Raw genomic sequence first — 16,431 nt, forward strand, 5'->3', positions numbered from 1 at the left:
GACACGACACGCGCACGCCCCGCCGTCCGCGGGACAAACGCGGCAGGGCTCGGATCCCGACGGATCCGAGCCCTGTACGGCAGTAGCGGGGACAGGATTTGAACCTGCGACCTCTGGGTTATGAGCCCAGCGAGCTACCGAGCTGCTCCACCCCGCGTCGGTAAACCCCACCGTACGCCACCACCACACCCGGTGAAGACCACCCCGGCGAACAAGGCGACAGCCGGGCCCTCGCCCGGACTGGGCGAGCGGCGAGGCCCACCTCTCAAGGGGCACGGACGGCTCCCTGTGGCCTTCGATGCGCGGTGCACGCCGGGGCATTTGAACCGGCGCGCACCTGACCATCAGTCAATTGGGGTGGCTGTGAGGGAATGCGCATCAGTGCAGATCAGGCGGCTTGGGCGCAGGGGAAATACCAAGATCGTGTCGGGTGTGCGGCGGCTTTTCGGAAAGAGATCCGAAAAGCAAGCTGATTGCCCGTGCAACCTCGACGAAAGTGTCCGATGAGTACCGTGTTGGGTTGCTAATGGGGGGCATTTGACCGAATGGCGCTGGGTAGAGCGTCTCACTACAGTCACGGAGCGCGAACCCGCGCTTACCAGGCCTCGGGTTCGCGCTCCAACAAGTCCCGGGACCGGTCCCGTGCAGGGTGGGTAGGCTGCCGGTCATGGCAGTGCAGTCATTTTCGCTAAAAGGAGAGACTATGCACGGGCGGGCACTCTTGGCATTGTTGTCCCTGGCCCTGCTCACTGCCTGCTCTGGCGACCCGCAGCGCAATCCCCAAACCGCGATCTCTTCATCTGCAAAGCCAAAAGAGTCCACAGGGTCAACACGCAAGCAGCCAGTGATGACGCCCCCCGAGGAAGCCTGCCACGGCGGCGTGCCCTTCTATACCGCGAGCCCACCGTACGCCGGTGCGGGCCCGCACCGGGTGATCGGTTTCTGGCTCTACAATCCTGATTCGGAAGTCAGTTCGCCGCCGTATCCTCCGAGCCTCCCGCCGTCCTGGGCATCGTCCACACCTGACGGGTACGGCAACGATGCTCAGGTGTTCGAGCTCGCACCCATGGAGGCCGACTTCAAGCAAGCCCAACTGGCTCTCTGTATGTCCTGGCCACGACTGACAGGCAAGGCAGCCGTCGGAGAATGTGGTCCCTATCAAGGCGTAACCAGGGAAGTGTTCCCGGCTGACTATGATTTCCAGGTGTTCGAAGCCAGAACCGGTCGGCTCATAAAGTCCTTCACCCTCAGCGGATCCGAGAATGGCTGTCCGGCGCAAATCACCCTGGGTGACAAATCAATGCTGCCCCAAGCCGTCGGCGAAGAAGCTCTCGCTCCTGAACTTCGCTCCCTTGTGGAAAGAGATTTCTGAACAATTCCGGATGCCAGACACACGTCGCCTGGTTCGGCGGATGGCCCCTCCGCGCACCGCTGACCTGACCACAGAATCCGGAGACTCTGCAGGCTGAACGCCAGTACGATCAGGGCCGAAGAACACCCTGGCGTGATCGTTTGCCATCCAATCCAGTCGGCGCAGGTCAACACGAGCCGAGCGACTAACTTCGCTGTTGAAGGACACTCGTGGTCGCGTTCGCAGCGATAGTTGTCACCAATTGCTCGGGCTAGTTGTCACCAAGGCTGAGTTCGCGGTCGGGTTGTCACCATTTTCGAAGCGTCCTGGCAGGAGATCCTGCACGCGCTCGAAGAGCCCGACGCGCAGGTCACCGACCCCCTCGAGCAGATGGTGCGCCTCCAGGTCCTCGCCGAACACCTCACCCCCCACATGGTGGCCAGGACCAAACAACGCGGCGCCTCCTGGGAACAGATCGCAGCCCTGCTCGGCATGAGCAAGGACACCGTGCGCAAGAAATGGTCGCCGCCCACCCGCCGCGGCCCCGCTCCCCCACGCACCGTCCTCACCCCCACCCCGCCCACCGACCCTCCCCCCGCCGCGCCCGCCGGCCGGGACCACACCGGCGACACCGGCGGCCCCCGCTCACCGGCTCCCCCGCCGTCCGGGACTGCACCCCCCATGCCCTTCCTCGCCGGCCAGGACCTCGCCACCGTCCTCAGCAGCCTCCAACGCGCCTCCGGCTACAGCCTGCGCGCCCTGGCCGCCCGTACCAACATGTCCCCCAGCTACCTCTCCCGCCTGATGTCCGGCGAACGCTTCCCCGCCTGGCCCAAGGTCGCCCGCCTCGCCCGCGCCTGCGGCGCCGACCCCGAAGTCCTGCGCCGCGTCTGGGAAGCCTCCAACGCCCGCCGCGACAGCCAGCCCCGCCCCGCCTCCCTCACCTCCGCCCTGCGCTTCCTCCACCTACGCGCCGGCAGCCCCACCCCCTGGGCCATATCCGTCACCAGCGGAGGCGACCTCGACCAGCACTACATCGAAGCCCTCCTCACCGGCCCCGACATCGGCGAATGGGAAGACGTCCACCGCCTCGTCCAACTCCTCGACGGCGAACCCTCCTACTTCCTGCCCCTGTGGGAAGCCGAAGCCGCCACCCCCACCACCCCACCCACCGGCACCAGCCCCCCAGCACCCACTGCCAAGCCGCCCGCCGACAACCCGCACCCCGCATCCACCCGCGTCGAAGATCTCCTCACCGCCTTCCAAGACGCCCTTGGCCCCACCCACCCACCCCCCCTCTCCCCCCCTCCGACGATCCTTCTGGAACTGCTCGCCGAGTACGGCGACAGCGAGGAGAACCCGATCCCGGCAGCGATCGAGACCTCTCGCGGCTTGCTGGTGGCTGTCCTGCGGACCGGCACGCGCAAGGTGTTCGCGATCAACCCGATGGCCGCCGCCCGCTACCGAGACCGGCACTCCGTCTCGCGCAAGAAGTCCGACCCCGGCGACGCCCTGGTCCTCGCCAATATCCTCCGCACGGACATGCATGCCCACCGGCCTCTGCCCGAAGACTCCGACCTCGGCCGTGCGATCGCCGTCCTCGCCCGGGCTCAGCAGGACTCGTTGTGGAACCGGCAGCAGCTCGCCAACCAGCTCCGGTCCCTGCTGCGCGAGTACTACCCCGCCGCCCTGGCGGCCTTCGCCGCCTGGACCAACGGCCTGTGCCGCCCCGAGGCCCGCGAGCTCCTCAAGACCGCCCCGACCCCGGCCCGGGCCGCACGGCTGACCCGCACCCAGATCCAAGCCGCCCTTAAGCGAGCCGGCCGCCAGCGCGGCATCGAAGCCGAGGCAGACCGCCTCCGCGAGGTCTTCCGCTCGGAGTGGGCTCACCAGCCGCCGCTGGTCGAGGACGCGCTCGGCAAGCAGATGCTCGCCCTCCTCATCCAGCTGGACGCCGCCTGCACCGCCGCCGACCAGCTCGCCGAAGCGGTCGAAGAGGTCTTCCCGCAGCACCCGGACGCCGAGATCCTGCTGAGCTTCCCCGGCCTCGGCATCCAGCTCGCCGCCCGCGTCCTAGCCGAGATCGGCGACGACCGCACCCGGTTCGCCGATGCCCGCGGACTCAAGGCCTACGCCGGCTCCTCACCTATCATCCGCGCCTCCGGCAAGAAGTCCGCCATCACCAGACGGTGGGTGAAGAACGACCGGCTCAACCACGCTGGCTACCTCTGGGCCTTCGCCTCGCTCAGGGCATCCACCGGGGCCAACGCCCACTACCGGCGCCGCCGCGAGCAAGGCGACTGGCACGCTGCCGCCCAGCGCAACCTCTTCAACCGCATGATCGGACAGCTCTTCCACTGCTTGAACAGGGCACGACCTACGACGAGTCGCTCGCCTTCGGGGCCTCTCCCACAGAGGCCGTTGTCACTGCGGCTTGAGACGGTCAGCGGGGAGTGAGGCAGGCTTCGAGGGCGGCTCGCTGTTGTAGTGGCAGATGGTCGCCGAGGGGCACTTTGCGGGGGCTGTGCTCGCCCTCGCAGAGCCAGCTCTGTTCGTCATCGTCGAACCACCAGTCCTCGGCGCCCCACATGGGGTGCCCCTGAAGCAGGTGTCGGGCCAACGCCTCGCTCGCCTCGGGCGCACCCTGAACGACCAGAGCCTCGACCACCGCCGTCACGGCCTCCTCCGGAACCGCCGCGTCGCCGAGAACAGGCAGAAGAAGGAGGAGACGGGCGTGAGAGTCGGTTACGCCTGCCGCACCCGGTGGTGCCTCCAGCAGGGCGGCGAGTTCGGGCCAGCACAGCCCAGGGCCGATGCGGTCCTGATCGTCACTCGCCAGGACGAGATCCTGGCTCCAGTCGGGATGCGTGAGGAAGTAGTCCGTCGTGGTGAACTCCTCGCCGCTGTTGAAGTGCACGACGATCGCGAAGCCGCCGGCCAGCGGCACCGTGAACCTCGGCCACGCCGACCGGTCGTGGAGCGTGTCCAGCATGGCGTCCGCGTCGCCCGCGTCCGATCCGAAAGCCTCCGGCGCGAACCCGTCAGCCAGGTCCGCCAAGTACGCAGGCCAGAAGCCCGGCTCATCCAGGAGCGGGTGCCCGTCCACGACGGGCGACGAGGAGTACCAGTGCCGTGCCATCACCATGCCGGGATTCTCTCCAAGCCCGGTCAGCACTGTTCGAAGACCCCCGGCCTCGCGGCCGACCGACTTGACGGCATAGCAACGTGAGGTGTCTGCATCGATGTGCTGTGCGCCTACCTCCAACTCCCCTTCACCCCCCACCCCGGCAACGACCCCGCCCACCAGGAGGGACACCACAACTACCTGGCCCTTCGCAAGGTCCGGCACACCATCCTGCGCCTCATCGGCGACCACTACCGACGTCCCCAGGGAACCCACCGCTCCTGGCAAGGCTGCGACCTCGACCTCACCGGCGTCACCATCGACGGCACCATGGACTTCAGCGGCGCGACGTTCTCCGGCGGCACCGTGTACCTCGGTAGCGCGACGTTCTCCGGCGGCACCGTGTCCTTCGACAGCGCGACAGGCCTAACTCCCAATGGGCTTCTTGCTGCCGTTGGCATTCCTGTTCCTGCGACGGTCACCCTCCCCTCTGCTTGGCTGCCCTCGAATCCATAGCGCTGAGAGCAGCCGACGACCGCGTCAGCCTGGTCGGCGTCCGAGCGCAACCCGGGTGGCAGGCCGGAGTCGAGTGGACGCTGCTGTGGAATGAGAACACCACCAGCCCGCTGACCGAGGACAGCCCGAGCCGGTGGTACGGGCAGGCAGCACGCTGACCTGCCGTGGTCGGGCTGGCGGTCGGGACTGTGGTCAGGGCGTGTCGCCGGAGTAGAAAAAGCGGCAGCTCACACCCGGGCCCGCTGAGCGGGGCTCGCCGGGGCGCGGGTCGTACAGTGACCGCCCGCCGGGGAACTGCCCGAGTTCGGTGGCCAGGGCTACCCCGTCGTCGATCTCTTCCGGCCGCCAGCCCGTGATGTCGAGCAGCAATCCGTCCAGCGGCCCGCCTATCAGCGTGGCGTAGGTCCGGTGCGGGAGCGGGCCGGGGTGGGGGTCGTCGTGGTCGTGGCCGTAGACGCGGCCGTTCAGCAGCTGCTCGTCTCCGTTCATGCCGTCCAGCCTCGCAGCCGCCACCGACAACACCCGCGCGGCGGCCGGCCCGGCCCGCGCTTCCATGCCTCCAGGCCGGGCCCGCCGTGCTCAGCGCGCCTTCGGCAACGCCTCCAGGGAGAGGCGTTCCTCTCCCGCACCGTGGCCGGCCACGCGCCACACCGGCTCATCGGGGCCGTGCTGGGTCAGCTGCGCCAGCGTCGTGGTCGCCACGATGATCCGGTAGTTGACGCCGTGGACGTGCTGAGCGCGCTGGTGGAAGGCGGCTTCCCGGGTGGCCGGGGCCGCCGCGCGGTGCGGGGCCGGGGCGAAGACGAACAGCAGCGGCGGGTAGGGCCGTTCCAGGGATGGCCCGGCGTAGGTCTCCTGCCAGTGGCTGCGCGGGACCCGGGCGGCGTTGCCGCGTCCGGACGGCGGCGCGTTGCGGTAGGCGTCGTAGCGCTCCAGCTTGGCGACCAGGCGGGCGTAGGACATGGTGCGGTCGATCTCCACGAACGCGCTGGAGCCGTCGGCCAGGAGGACCACGGCGTCGGGCACCAGGTTCCCGGCCGGGGTAGGGTGGGCGACTTCCACCTGCCAGTCGGCATGGTCGGCCGCCTGCGCCTGGTGGAAGGTGACGACGGTGTCGACCAGCGCGAGGCCGTGTTCCCGAAGACCGGTCTTGCTGGCGGCGATGCGCTTGCCGGTGGTCCGGCCGGCCCGCGGCGCGAGCTCACCGGAGGCGGCGGCTTCGGCGAGGCCCGCCGCAGTGCAGTACCAGTAGCCCTGCTGGGCGCGGTGGGTCCGGCCGACCAGGGCCGGGGATTCGGCGAGCAGGTTGCGCAGCGCGCGACGAACGTGGTCGGTGTCCTGCTGGTGCGGCAGCAGCAGTGCCTTGAGTTGGCGGGGTGTGGCCAGGCGCAGCTGGGCGAGGGTGAGCAGGACCTCGCCGCGGATGTCCGCGCCGGCCTTCGCCGCCGCCGCCTTCCGGGCCCGGGATGCTTCTCCCGGCACATCAGTGCTGGGAGAAGAGGAGTTGCAACCGGCGGGGGCGGGGCGACAAGGGTTCTGATCAGCGACAACCGCCAGACGGCGGCTCGCAGCTGTGGGGCCGGGAGCGTGGCTTGCCGCAGGGCTCGTTGCGCGGCTCGCTGTCGCAGCACTGTCCGACCCGGTCGGCGGCGTCGGCGGGACGGGCGGGCGGGGTGCGGTGGTCATCGCGTCCTCGGGATTCTCCGGCCGTACGCGGCCGGGTCGGTGACAGGTCCGGCCCGCACACGCAAGGACGTGCGGACCGCAGCCACCGTGAGGAAGCACCCCTTGTCCGCTGTCTGTTCAACAACCAGTAGTGGTGTCCGTTTTGACCCTTGACCACCCCTTGACCGGATGGTTCGTCCGTGGCCGATGCCACACCGCCGCAGCCTCGGGGTGGCGGAGGCTGGAAGGCACAGAGCTCAGGGGCTGCCCGACTGGGTGACGCCCTGCGCGAGTTGGCCGACGATGTCGAGGATGGTCCGGCCGAACGCGGTAGGGGCGATCAGTACGCCGAAGACCAACACGATCACGTCGGTCAGCTTCTCGTCGTTCCGGCTCCGGGCGTGCGTACGCCGCCGCAGCCGCACGACGATGAAGCACCGCCAGCAGAACCGCAACATTGATCGACAGAACCACCGGCCAGTCCTCCCCGTCACACGAACGTCCCAGCCCACCTGTAGCCGGAACCACTCCATGCGGTGGGTTGATTACTGATCGTTGGCGGCAAAACGCTTCTGCCCGGCCGGACTTCCGGCCTTGACCCCCACAGCCGCGCACCGCGCACACGCGGCGCGGTGCGCATGGTGCGCGCGGCGCGATGTGTTGTGCACAAGCAACGCACCTCCCCGCCAGCGGTGCGCACCCGGTGCGGTGCACACACCCAACCAGGTGCGCACGTTGCGGTTCACTCCAGCGGTGCGGTGTGGTGCGCATCGCCGTGCGGAGTGCGCACCGCACCGTGCACTGGTTCAGGCAATGTGAAGGACTCAAGGGGCGGGCGCGGGAGGGAGAGTTCTCCCCACGGTGCACAGCGTCGCGCACGCATACGGGGACGATGCGGATGGTAGCGAACGTGGTCCAGGGAAAACGTCGGCACCTTCGACCGCGACAAGGGTTGATTCTCAACTCGACAAGGGGTGCGCATCCGGCGCGGCCCCTTTGGACAAGGGGTGCACACCGGCGGGCCGGCCCGCGCACCGTCACTCAACGTATGCGCACCAGGGAGTGCCGGGCACTCTCGTGGACATCGCGGTGCGCACCGGTACACCCGTGCGCAGTGCACGACATCGTCGACGCGCGGCCCGGTGCGCGTGGCGCGACTGGTCGTGCGCACCCGCGCAGCCGTCAGGGTGTCACCGGACAGTCCGGGTGTCTCGTTTGGTGACTACGGCGTCCAACGATCGATCGGTCCCGAGCACCGGTGCGATCAGGCCGAGGCCGATCCCTTCGCCCGAAACGTGCCTGGAATACCGGACTTCTGCACGCCTGCCACTGTCTGGCAAACGTCGATGACGTCGGCCTCAGCAGCTCGGAGCTTCGTGGCGTCCCAGCCGTATTGGGCAAAGAACCGCCCGAGAGTGGCGATTACGGCTAGCGGGGCTCCCCCACAGCGAAGGGCGGTGTCCTTTGAACTCGTCTGAATCCTGACTGCGGCATCCCCATGAGCAGGGTCGACTGCCAGGTCCTGGCGTTCGAAGAACATGCTAATGCCGTGGTGTTGACCATGTGCGATGGCCGATCCCATACGCCAGAAGAGAGGGCCGAGCGTCGGGGCCTGCGGCGCGATCATTTCCGCCGCTAGAGAGGTGGTGGAGGGCATCTGGCTGTCAAGGTATGGCGCTCGGTACCGGTCCCCCTCCCTCCGTACCTCGAATCCGTGCGCTCGTGCCGCCTTGGTGATGAGCGCAATCCGGTCCGTGGAGTGGTCGCGAATTGCGGTGCTGTCGGAGCCTGCTTCGAGCTGCACCTGCTCCTTCAGACTCTGAAGCCGAAGGTTCATGTAGCGACGCACTCGCTCTCGCTCCCCGATGCCTGGCTCAAGCAAGTACCAGGGGCCGATCGCGATATCAAGAATCGCGCGAGCGAGGGTGTGCGAGGCCGTGACCCCGCCGGGAGACCTGAACACAGACGCCAACGTGTCCAGGTGGTCGAACAGGACAAGAAGTGGCGACAAGGGGGCGATGTTTGCGTCGCGTACCGGGCTGGTCCCCCACGTACCAGCCAGAGTGGCGTCCCGACTGCACTCGTCGCTAGCGGGTGAGCCGGGCAGAAATCCGTGGACCGGCTCGTAGCTCTCGTAGAAAGCAACGCGGAGACCGTCCAGTGAGCGGGCCAGTTCAGCCCATGCATCTGCTATTCGCACCTCCGTGACAGTAGGCCGATGGGGGCGGCTGCGCTGAGATTTACTGCCATCGTGACTGCCGTTGAGGGGTGTCCTGTCTCGGATAAGTCCGGGCATCGTGCTGCGCTGACCTGCGGTGCCCGGACTAGTGAGACGGGATTCGTCGGTCGGGCTCACTCAAGTCCGGGCAGGGAACCGGGCTCGCGTAGTCCAAGGAGTAGTGCGTGGCGGGGTCGTGATGGGTTCAGGCGCCGGCAGGCATGGTGTCGAGGGCGGCCGGGTCGAGTCCAGCCTCGGTCAGGACGTCGGCGGCCACGCCGCGGCCGACCTGGGCAAGGCCGATCAGCAGGTCCTCGCAGTCGATGCGGTCGGATCCGTGCTGCTTGGACCGTGCCTCCGCGATGTCGATGGCTTTGCGGGAGTAGGGAGTCCAGGCGATCCGTTCGGCTGCCTGGGATGCCCCCATGCTCAGCCGGGTTCCGACGGATTGGTGGACCGTTTCCGGTGAGACGCCGGCGGTCTGCAGGAGCCGGGTGGCGCTGTTGTCCTGCGCGGTCAGTCCCCAGAGCAGGTGCTCGGTGCCGATGTAGTTGTTGCGGTGGTGCACCGCTGTCTGCTTGACGTGGACCATCGCCTGGCGGAGGTCATCGGTCATCGTCTCGGGGCTGTAGCGCTTGTGCGGGGCATGGAAGCGCTGCTGGACCGCCTGCCGGGTCACACCCAGGGACGTGCCGATGTCCGTCCACGAGTTGCCGTGCATCCGGCAGTGCTCCACGTAGTCCTCGACCAGGTCGTCTGCCAGCGCCTGTAGTTGGCCTGCGAGTTGGGCAGCGACCGTGAGCAGGGCAAGCCAGTCGGGCTGTTCTTGTCCGCCGGGGCGGTGTGCGGTGTCGCACCTCCGGTCGACTTCCGCGATGAGATCGTCCAGGTCCGGAAGAGTCATGAGGCAAGTACGCCTTGACATTTCCAAACTGTCAAGACGTACTTGCATCTCTCGCATGAGGGGGCGACGCCCGGACGTGAAGCTTCCCCGTGCCCTCGGGAAGAGGCCGGGACCAGACAATGCCCAGCGGCTCCGTCGTCTTGGCGAGGGTGAGCTTGCCATCCCGGAACCGGAATGCCGAGGACGTGTACTCGGCGGACTTGCGGGACTTCTTCTTCGACTTGAAGCGCGGGTACTTGGCCCGCTTGGCGAAAAAGTTGGAGTACGCCGTCTGCAAGTGCCGAAGTGCCTGCTGCAACGGGACGCTGGAGACCTCGCACAGGAAGGCCAGCTCCTCGGTCTTCTTCCACGCCGTGAGCATTGCCGAGGTCTGGTTGTAGTTGACCCGCTCCTGACGCGTGAACGCCTCCGACCTCGCGGCCAGGGCAAGGTTGTAGACCTTCCGGACGCACCCGAACGTGCGCGACAGCTCGGCTGCCTGCGCATCGGTCGGATAGAAGCGGCACTTGAACGCCCGCTTCACGCCGGTCGTGGTCACGGTCACAAACTAGACTGCAGTCCTGTAAAGATCAAACCTGCGCTGCTTCGCGCTCGGCAGCGAACTCGTCGAGGAGCTCGAACAGGACCTTGATCGCCTGCTGTTCGTCCTCAGGCGGAAGATTCCACAAGTCGCCCCAGCCGTTCGGGAGGGCGATGTGGAGGATTTGGCCCGGCCAGGCGTGGTTGCAGTCGCGTCCGCGACGGGCGACGAGCCAGTCGTGCCAGCCGGTGAGCCCGGGCCCACCGTGCCGGAGAGCATGCTGGTCATAACCGGTCAGGAACGCGGTCAGCATGTGGAAGGAGGGCTTGCCGACGAACATGCCGGGACGTTGGCCGACGCTGACGAAGTACTCGCGTTCAGTCATCTCCGAGAGGGGCTCCATGTGTCCGTATCCTCCTCGTCAATGGCGCTGTCGCCCAGGTCTGGACGAAGCCTGCTGCGGGCCGCCTCCAGACGTTCGGCGTAGTCCGCCGCAAAGATCCCCGATAGCGACTTGTCGAGCGTTCCGGCAATGCGGTGAAGGGGTGCCCAGACCGCCGCATCGCCCACGAGACGACTGAGGTCCGTCATCTGCACCTGCTCCAGCCAGTCCGACAGGACCAGCGCCTCATCTGAGGTGAGCTTGATGATGATCTCCGGATTCTCCACTCCTCGAACATAGTTCGTCGACCCTGCACTGTCAGAGGTGCCTGGCACAGTGCCGCTGTGGACATTGATTCCTTCTGGAAGCTCATCGAGGAGTGCCGGCGTCAGGCGCAGGGCCCGGACGAGCGGCTCGCGTGGCTGCGTGGCGCATTGGCGCGAAGGTCGCTGGCTGAGGTTGTGCAGTTCCAGGTGCGCTTGGACGAGGTGACGCACGAGGCGTTCACGTGGGATCTGTGGGCGGCAGCGGACCGGATCTTCGGTGGCTGGTGTTCGGATGACGGATTCTGCTACTTCGGCCTGTGGATGGTGGGGCTCGGCCGTGATGCCTTCTCCAGGGCATTGGCTGATCCGGACTCTCTGGCCGACGTTCCGGAGGTCCAGCGCATGGTGGGACGCCCGCGGGAGATGTGGAACAACGACTGGCCCGAGTGGGAGTCTCTCGACTATGTCGCGATGGAGGCGTACGGGAGCCTGACCGGTGTCGATGACGACTGCAGCGAGGCGTTTTACGAGGATGTCGAGGCCGAACAAGGCGATGGAGAGAGCAGCTCGGGGCCGCTCGGTCAGCGGTGGGACGTGCGACGCGAGGACGAGGCAGCACGCAAGCTGCCGAGACTGAGCGTGATGTTTCCTCTGTGATCGTTCGCTTACTGACTTCGGCTCGTCAAGGTGACGCGGGTTCGTCGAGGGTCAGGCCGGTTCCGGCTATGAAGCCGTCGAGGGTGTCGGGCCTGTACTGAAGGCGTTTGAGCCGGTTGCGGACGAGTGCCTCGAGACGGTCGAGAGCGACAACGGCGAGGTTGGCCAGGCTGTGCTTGACGTGTGCCCATACCCACTCGACGGGGTTGAGGTCGGGTGAGTAGGCGGGCAGCAGGAATACCGTCAGCCACTCGCGCTCGGCGATCAGCTCGCGCATGGCGTGGGAGACGTGGGTGTTGAGGCGGTCCCAGACCAGCACGATCGGTGCCTTGACGAGCTGGTGGACGCCGTCGACGAGTGCGATGAAGTCCCGCTCGCCCATGCTGCGGCGCTTTCCTTTGCCGGCTCGGTGGGTGCGCAGCCGGTGGCACAGCCGGGTCCGCGAGCCCGGCCGCATCGCGATCAGCCCGGCCACCGACAGACGCCCAGAGCGGCGCCCGCTGACGGTCACGACCGGGGTGCGCCCGCGCCGGCCCCAGGTTCGACCTCGGGGCGGCTTTCGGGTGAACCCTGCTTCATCCTCGAAGCAGATGTAGCCCCCGCAGGCCGCCCGGGCTCTTTTACCTCGGCCCAGGTCACCTCCTTCCACGCAGTGACGGCCTGCTCGTCGCGTTCTGCCACCCTGCGTGCGGGGACCTGCGGACTGAAGCCGAGCCGGTGCATCAACCGGGTAGCTCCGGAGACGCTGTAGCAGACGTGGAACTTCCTGCCGATCAGCGTGGCCACCCTCGCCGCGGTCCACACCTGGTCCTCCACCCAGCCGTGGGCGGCCGGGCCCTCATCGAGGTACGCGGCCAGTTTCTCCAGACAGCGTGGAGACAGTCGGCAACGGGATCCGCTCGGCCCACGGGAAGCCAGAGCCCGCACGCCACCGTCCCGCCACAACTGGTGCCACTGGTAAGCCGACTTCGGGCTCACTCGCAGGCGCCGTGCAACCTCCGGCGGCTTGATCTCCTGCTCGAACAACTCAGCCGCCTGCATCCGTACCGACTCCCGGCGCCGACGCCCCGCAGCGGTCAACCCGCCCCCATCGCCATATTTCACACACCAGCGGGATACAGCCACCACTCCGAGCCCATCAGAAGCTTCGCCAAGGTTCACCCTGACGAGCCGAAGTCAGTAAATTGACACACCCCCGTTATCTTCTTCGCGGTTCCGCAATGGGACCGCTGGCCTCCGGGCCCGGCATGACTGTTCCCCCCTGTCGAAGGCATGACCTGGGGGGTGGTGTCACCGGGCCCGAGAGGCGCCGTTGGAGACGCTGATGAGAGGTCCGACTACCGCCCGGCCGAGCGCAACGCCCGGCCGCGTACGGGCGGCAGGTCTGCATAACGTGGATGCGCGCACGACGCCAACGCCCAGGCCAGCACGCACGACATCCGTTCGGGAGGACGGCGTGAACGACAGCGACGAGATAGGCGTCTTCCTCGGCCTGGACGTCGGCAAGACGAACCATCACGGACACGGACTCACCCCGGCCGGCAAGAAGGTCTTCGACAAGCAGCTGCCGAACACCGAGCCGAAACTGCGGGACGTCTTCGAAAAGCTGAAGGCCAAGTTCGGCACCGTCCTGGTGATCGTGGACCAGCCCGCCTCGATCGGCGCCCTGCCGCTGACAGTCGCCCGGGACGCCGACTGCAAGGTCGCCTATCTGCCGGGCCTGTCGATGCGGCGGATCGCCGACCTCTACCCCGGCGAGGCCAAGACCGACGCCCGCGACGCGGCCGTGATCGCCGACGCGGCCCGCACCATGCCGCACACCCTGCGTTCGCTGGAACTGACCGATGAGATCACCGCCGAACTGACCGTGCTGGTGGGCTTCGACCAGGACCTGGCGGCCGAGGCCACCCGCACCAGCAACCGGATCCGCGGCCTGCTCACCCAGTTCCACCCCTCGCTGGAACGCGTCCTCGGGCCACGCCTGGATCACGCCGCGGTGACCTGGCTGCTGGAACGCTACGGATCCCCGGCCAGCTTGCGAAAGGCCGGACGCCCCAAACTCGTTGAGGTCATCCGGCCCAAGGCCCCGCGCATGGCCGCCCGGCTGATCGACGAGGTCTTCGACGCCCTCGACGAGCAGACCGTCGTCGTCCCGGGCACCGGCACCCTCGACATCGTGATCCCCTCCCTGGCCCGCTCGCTCAGCGCCGTCCACGAACAACGCCGGGCCACGGAAGCCCAGATCAGCGCCCTGCTGGAGGACCACCCTCTTTCGAAGGTCCTGACGTCGCTGCCCGGCGTCGGCGTCAGGACCGCCGCCACCTTGCTGGTCACCGTCGGCGACGCAACCAGCTTCCCCACCGCCGCGCACCTCGCCTCCTACGCCGGCCTCGCCCCGACCACGAAGTCGTCCGGGACCTCGATCCACGGCGAACACGCCCCACGCGGCGGCAACCGCCAGCTCAAACGCGCAATGTTCCTGTCCGCGTTCGCCGCCCTGCACGACCCCGCCTCCCGCACCTACTACGACCGCTGCCGAGCCCGAGGAAAGACCCACACCCAGGCCCTCCTCCGCCTCGCCCGCCAACGCATCAACGTGCTCTTCGCGATGCTCCGCGACGGCACCTTCTACGAACCCCGAACCCCACGCCTCGCTTGACGAAAGACATAGAGGCACCCCCCCGGGCGACGCTGTGTTGGTTCAGCTCTTGCCGGTCAGGCGCCAGACCTGGTTCTTCTTGGTGGCCAGGGCACTGGCGGAGTCACAGGTCCACTGGTGGACCAGCGCTCCGACGGCGGTGGAGATCCCGCTGACGTCCACGCACTTGCCGCTGTGCACCGCGACGAGCTGGTAGTCGTTGGCGGCGACCTGCCGCAGCGTGAACTGCTGGTTCGTGCCGCCGTGGCAGGTCCACTGGTGGACCGCCGCGTCGTCGGCGGTGGAGAAGCTGCTGATGTCGAGGCACTTGCCGCTGTAGTGGTTCACCAGGAAGTAAGTGTCCGCCGCCCCTGGCACCGGGCGGAAGTCGAACCGCTGTTCCGCACCGGCGCCGCAGGTGTACTGCCGGTACTGAGTGCCGTCGGCGGTGCTCTGGTTGGGGTCGTCCAGGCAGTACCCGCTGTGCTGGGCGACGGCGGTTGACGAGAAGGTGGGCTGGCCGGCGGTGAACTGCCACCAGTTCATATTGAACAGGTACCCGCTGCCACCGGCGAAGCTCAGGTACAGGTCGTGGGTCCCGGTCGCACCGGTAACAGGGCACGAGACCGTGCTCCAGGTCTGCCAGCCTCCGGTGCCGGACACAGTGCATGTCCCGACCGTTGGCCCAGTAGTACTGTCCAGGTGCAGCTCAACTCGGCCGCCGCTGGTGCTTGATGCCACCCTGGCGGTGAACGAGCCGGCACCCGCGCCGAATGCTACGCCCTTGACCTTGACGTAATCGCCGTTTTCAATCCAGCTGATGTTCATCCCGCCCTCGCTGGAGGGTTCGGTTTCGATGCCGCTGCCCCACGCGATGGTCTCGGCTTCCTGACGGACATAAGGATCGAGCGTGCCGACCTGCGGCGCCCCGGCCGTCGTCATATTCATCGTTGGAATGGTGCCGTCGGCGTTGTAGCTGAACTTCTCCACCGCGACCGACCGGGTGAAGCCACCGCCGCCCGGCAGAGCGCCGTTGTGGTAGAAGAAGTACGAGCCGCCGTTGAAGTCGACGACGCCGACGTGGTTGGTGAAGCTGCTGCCCTCCGAGGGCATGATGGTGCCGCGATACGTCCACGGTCCGGTCGGGCCGGGCGAGGTGGAGTAGGCGATGAACTCAGAGCAGCATTTCGCCGCGAACACCATGTAGTACAGGCCGTTCCGCTTGTAGAACCACGGGCCTTCCTCGTACAGGGTGGGCCGGTTCGCGTCTCCCGTGCGGGTGCCGAACCCCGCGGTGGTCAGCGGTACCTGCGTCGGGCTGCCGGAGTACGAGATCATGTCGGCGTTGAGCCGCACGTACCACAGATTCGGGTTGCCGTAATACAGGTAGGCTTGCCCGTCGTCGTCGATGAAGACGGTCGGGTCGATCTCACTGTTCTCCACCAGGGGGTGGCCGAGGGCGTCCCGGAACGGGCCGGTGGGGCTGTCCGACACCGCCACGCCGATGGCGAATTGCCCGGTCGCCCGGACCGACACCGGCACGTACCAGTAGAACTTGCCGCCCCGTTCGACGGCCTGGCCCGCCCACGCGTTGGCGCCCGCCCAGCTGAAGGTGTTCAGGCTGAGCGGTGAGCCGTGGTCGGTCCAGTTGACCATGTCGGCGGAGGACCACACCCGCCAGTCCTTCATCACAAAGGAGGTGGAGCCGTCCTCGTCGTGCCCGGTGTACAGGTAGACCCGGCCGTTGTAGACCAGCGGTGCCGGGTCGGCGGTGTAAATGTGTTGCACGATCGGGTTGTCTGCCCGGGCTGCGGCCGGAAGGAAAGCCATCATGCATAGAAGGCTTATCGCCAAGGCGAGGACGCGTTTCGACCACCGCTGAAGTGTGAATTTCACTGTTTGAGTCCCTTGTTCGGTTGGGATACGAAGGGGTTGCGTCGGCGGGGACCGCCAGCAGCCCGGACCTCTAGCGCTGCAGTGTCAGCACGCCCGGCCGGTAGGCGGTGATGGTCGGGCCACCTCCGCATAGGTGCGCCCGGTATGGCCGCTGTGCGGAAGGATGCCGCCCCAAGACCCTCCACGCGGAAGGGGTCAGAAACGTCCGCGCCCGACCCCTTCCGTGTGGTTCAACCTGCGCAGGGTTCATCAGCACATCTGGGCGAAGCGGTGCCGCCGCCTTGGAGCGGCGGC

At 67.4% G+C, this 16,431-nt stretch carries 13 protein-coding genes, 1 tRNA gene and 4 pseudogenes; 6 read left to right on the forward strand and 12 right to left on the reverse strand.

The window, feature by feature from the left end:
* Positions 1 to 83: 83 nt before the first annotated feature.
* Positions 84 to 157, reverse strand: a tRNA-Met gene (locus QF037_RS00970).
* 510 nt (positions 158 to 667) lie between these two features.
* Here QF037_RS00970 and QF037_RS00975 point away from each other — a divergent pair.
* From QF037_RS00975 to QF037_RS00985, 3 genes and pseudogenes are all read left to right on the forward strand, one after another.
* Positions 668 to 1,372: a hypothetical protein gene (locus QF037_RS00975; protein WP_307020859.1), complete on the forward strand. Its 705-nt coding sequence runs from the start codon at positions 668 to 670 to the stop codon at positions 1,370 to 1,372.
* Positions 1,373 to 2,032: 660 nt separating this feature from the next.
* A pseudogene (locus QF037_RS00980) lies at positions 2,033 to 2,227 on the forward strand (helix-turn-helix domain-containing protein); the annotation flags it as partial.
* A gap of 438 nt (positions 2,228 to 2,665) precedes the next feature.
* A pseudogene (locus QF037_RS00985) lies at positions 2,666 to 3,789 on the forward strand (IS110 family transposase); the annotation flags it as partial.
* Positions 3,790 to 3,794: 5 nt separating this feature from the next.
* Here QF037_RS00985 and QF037_RS00990 read toward each other — a convergent pair.
* Positions 3,795 to 4,496 (reverse strand): hypothetical protein, encoded by a 702-nt coding sequence (locus QF037_RS00990; RefSeq protein ID WP_307020861.1) that lies wholly within the window; start codon positions 4,494 to 4,496, stop codon positions 3,795 to 3,797.
* 99 nt (positions 4,497 to 4,595) lie between these two features.
* Between QF037_RS00990 and QF037_RS00995 the strand changes: the two genes are divergently transcribed.
* Positions 4,596 to 4,991, forward strand: a complete 396-nt coding sequence (locus QF037_RS00995; RefSeq protein ID WP_307020863.1) for a pentapeptide repeat-containing protein — start codon at positions 4,596 to 4,598, stop codon at positions 4,989 to 4,991.
* Between the two features lie 192 nt (positions 4,992 to 5,183).
* Here QF037_RS00995 and QF037_RS01000 read toward each other — a convergent pair whose 3' ends face one another.
* From QF037_RS01000 to QF037_RS01035, 8 genes and pseudogenes are all read right to left on the reverse strand, one after another.
* A complete protein-coding gene (locus QF037_RS01000; protein ID WP_307020864.1) occupies positions 5,184 to 5,480 on the reverse strand; it encodes a hypothetical protein in 297 nt (98 codons plus the stop codon).
* A gap of 90 nt (positions 5,481 to 5,570) precedes the next feature.
* On the reverse strand, positions 5,571 to 6,473 hold the full coding sequence (locus QF037_RS01005; protein ID WP_307020867.1) for a replication-relaxation family protein: 903 nt from the start codon (positions 6,471 to 6,473) through the stop codon (positions 5,571 to 5,573).
* 440 nt (positions 6,474 to 6,913) lie between these two features.
* Positions 6,914 to 7,130, reverse strand: a pseudogene (locus QF037_RS01010) (hypothetical protein).
* Positions 7,131 to 7,920: 790 nt separating this feature from the next.
* A complete protein-coding gene (locus tag QF037_RS01015) occupies positions 7,921 to 8,856 on the reverse strand; it encodes a hypothetical protein (protein WP_307020869.1) in 936 nt (311 codons plus the stop codon).
* Positions 8,857 to 9,079: 223 nt separating this feature from the next.
* Positions 9,080 to 9,778: a Clp protease N-terminal domain-containing protein gene (locus tag QF037_RS01020; RefSeq protein WP_307020871.1), complete on the reverse strand. Its 699-nt coding sequence runs from the start codon at positions 9,776 to 9,778 to the stop codon at positions 9,080 to 9,082.
* A 64-nt stretch (positions 9,779 to 9,842) separates the two neighbouring features.
* Positions 9,843 to 10,316: pseudogene (locus QF037_RS01025) on the reverse strand (RNA-guided endonuclease InsQ/TnpB family protein); the annotation flags it as partial.
* A gap of 31 nt (positions 10,317 to 10,347) precedes the next feature.
* Complete coding sequence (locus QF037_RS01030) at positions 10,348 to 10,683, reverse strand: hypothetical protein (RefSeq protein ID WP_307020874.1); 336 nt, start codon at positions 10,681 to 10,683, stop codon at positions 10,348 to 10,350.
* A complete protein-coding gene (locus QF037_RS01035) occupies positions 10,680 to 10,967 on the reverse strand; it encodes a hypothetical protein (RefSeq protein ID WP_307020876.1) in 288 nt (95 codons plus the stop codon). The genes QF037_RS01030 and QF037_RS01035 overlap by 4 nt, the downstream gene beginning before the upstream one ends.
* A 57-nt stretch (positions 10,968 to 11,024) precedes the next feature.
* Here QF037_RS01035 and QF037_RS01040 point away from each other — a divergent pair, with 57 nt between their 5' ends.
* Positions 11,025 to 11,603 carry a DUF4240 domain-containing protein gene (locus tag QF037_RS01040; RefSeq protein ID WP_307020878.1) on the forward strand — a complete coding sequence of 193 codons (579 nt, stop codon included), beginning with the start codon at positions 11,025 to 11,027 and terminating at the stop codon, positions 11,601 to 11,603.
* 25 nt (positions 11,604 to 11,628) lie between these two features.
* Here the strand turns inward: QF037_RS01040 and QF037_RS51395 are convergent.
* Positions 11,629 to 12,707, reverse strand: a protein-coding gene (locus tag QF037_RS51395; RefSeq protein WP_444972109.1) for an IS630 family transposase whose coding sequence is annotated in 2 segments (ribosomal slippage) — positions 11,629 to 12,206 and positions 12,206 to 12,707 — 1,080 coding nt in all. Because the reading frame shifts where the segments join, the coding sequence is not laid out codon by codon here.
* A gap of 352 nt (positions 12,708 to 13,059) precedes the next feature.
* On the opposite strand from QF037_RS51395, the gene QF037_RS01055 reads away from it, so the two are divergent.
* Complete coding sequence (locus QF037_RS01055) at positions 13,060 to 14,262, forward strand: IS110 family transposase (protein ID WP_307020883.1); 1,203 nt, start codon at positions 13,060 to 13,062, stop codon at positions 14,260 to 14,262.
* 42 nt (positions 14,263 to 14,304) lie between these two features.
* On the opposite strand, the gene QF037_RS01060 is transcribed toward QF037_RS01055, so the two are convergent.
* Positions 14,305 to 16,029 (reverse strand): family 43 glycosylhydrolase, encoded by a 1,725-nt coding sequence (locus QF037_RS01060; RefSeq protein ID WP_307020885.1) that lies wholly within the window; start codon positions 16,027 to 16,029, stop codon positions 14,305 to 14,307.
* Between the last annotated feature and the right edge of the window lie 402 nt (positions 16,030 to 16,431).

The sequence above is a fragment of the Streptomyces canus genome (genome assembly GCF_030815415.1).
Taxonomy (GTDB): domain Bacteria; phylum Actinomycetota; class Actinomycetes; order Streptomycetales; family Streptomycetaceae; genus Streptomyces; species Streptomyces canus_F.

Coding starts and splice junctions, on each gene's coding strand:
- QF037_RS00975 (WP_307020859.1), top strand. CDS start 668: ATGGCAGTGCAGTCATTTTCGCTAAAAGGAGAGACTATGCACGGGCGG.
- QF037_RS00990 (WP_307020861.1), bottom strand. CDS start 4,496: ATGGTGATGGCACGGCACTGGTACTCCTCGTCGCCCGTCGTGGACGGG.
- QF037_RS01000 (WP_307020864.1), bottom strand. CDS start 5,480: ATGAACGGAGACGAGCAGCTGCTGAACGGCCGCGTCTACGGCCACGAC.
- QF037_RS01020 (WP_307020871.1), bottom strand. CDS start 9,778: ATGACTCTTCCGGACCTGGACGATCTCATCGCGGAAGTCGACCGGAGG.
- QF037_RS01030 (WP_307020874.1), bottom strand. CDS start 10,683: ATGACTGAACGCGAGTACTTCGTCAGCGTCGGCCAACGTCCCGGCATG.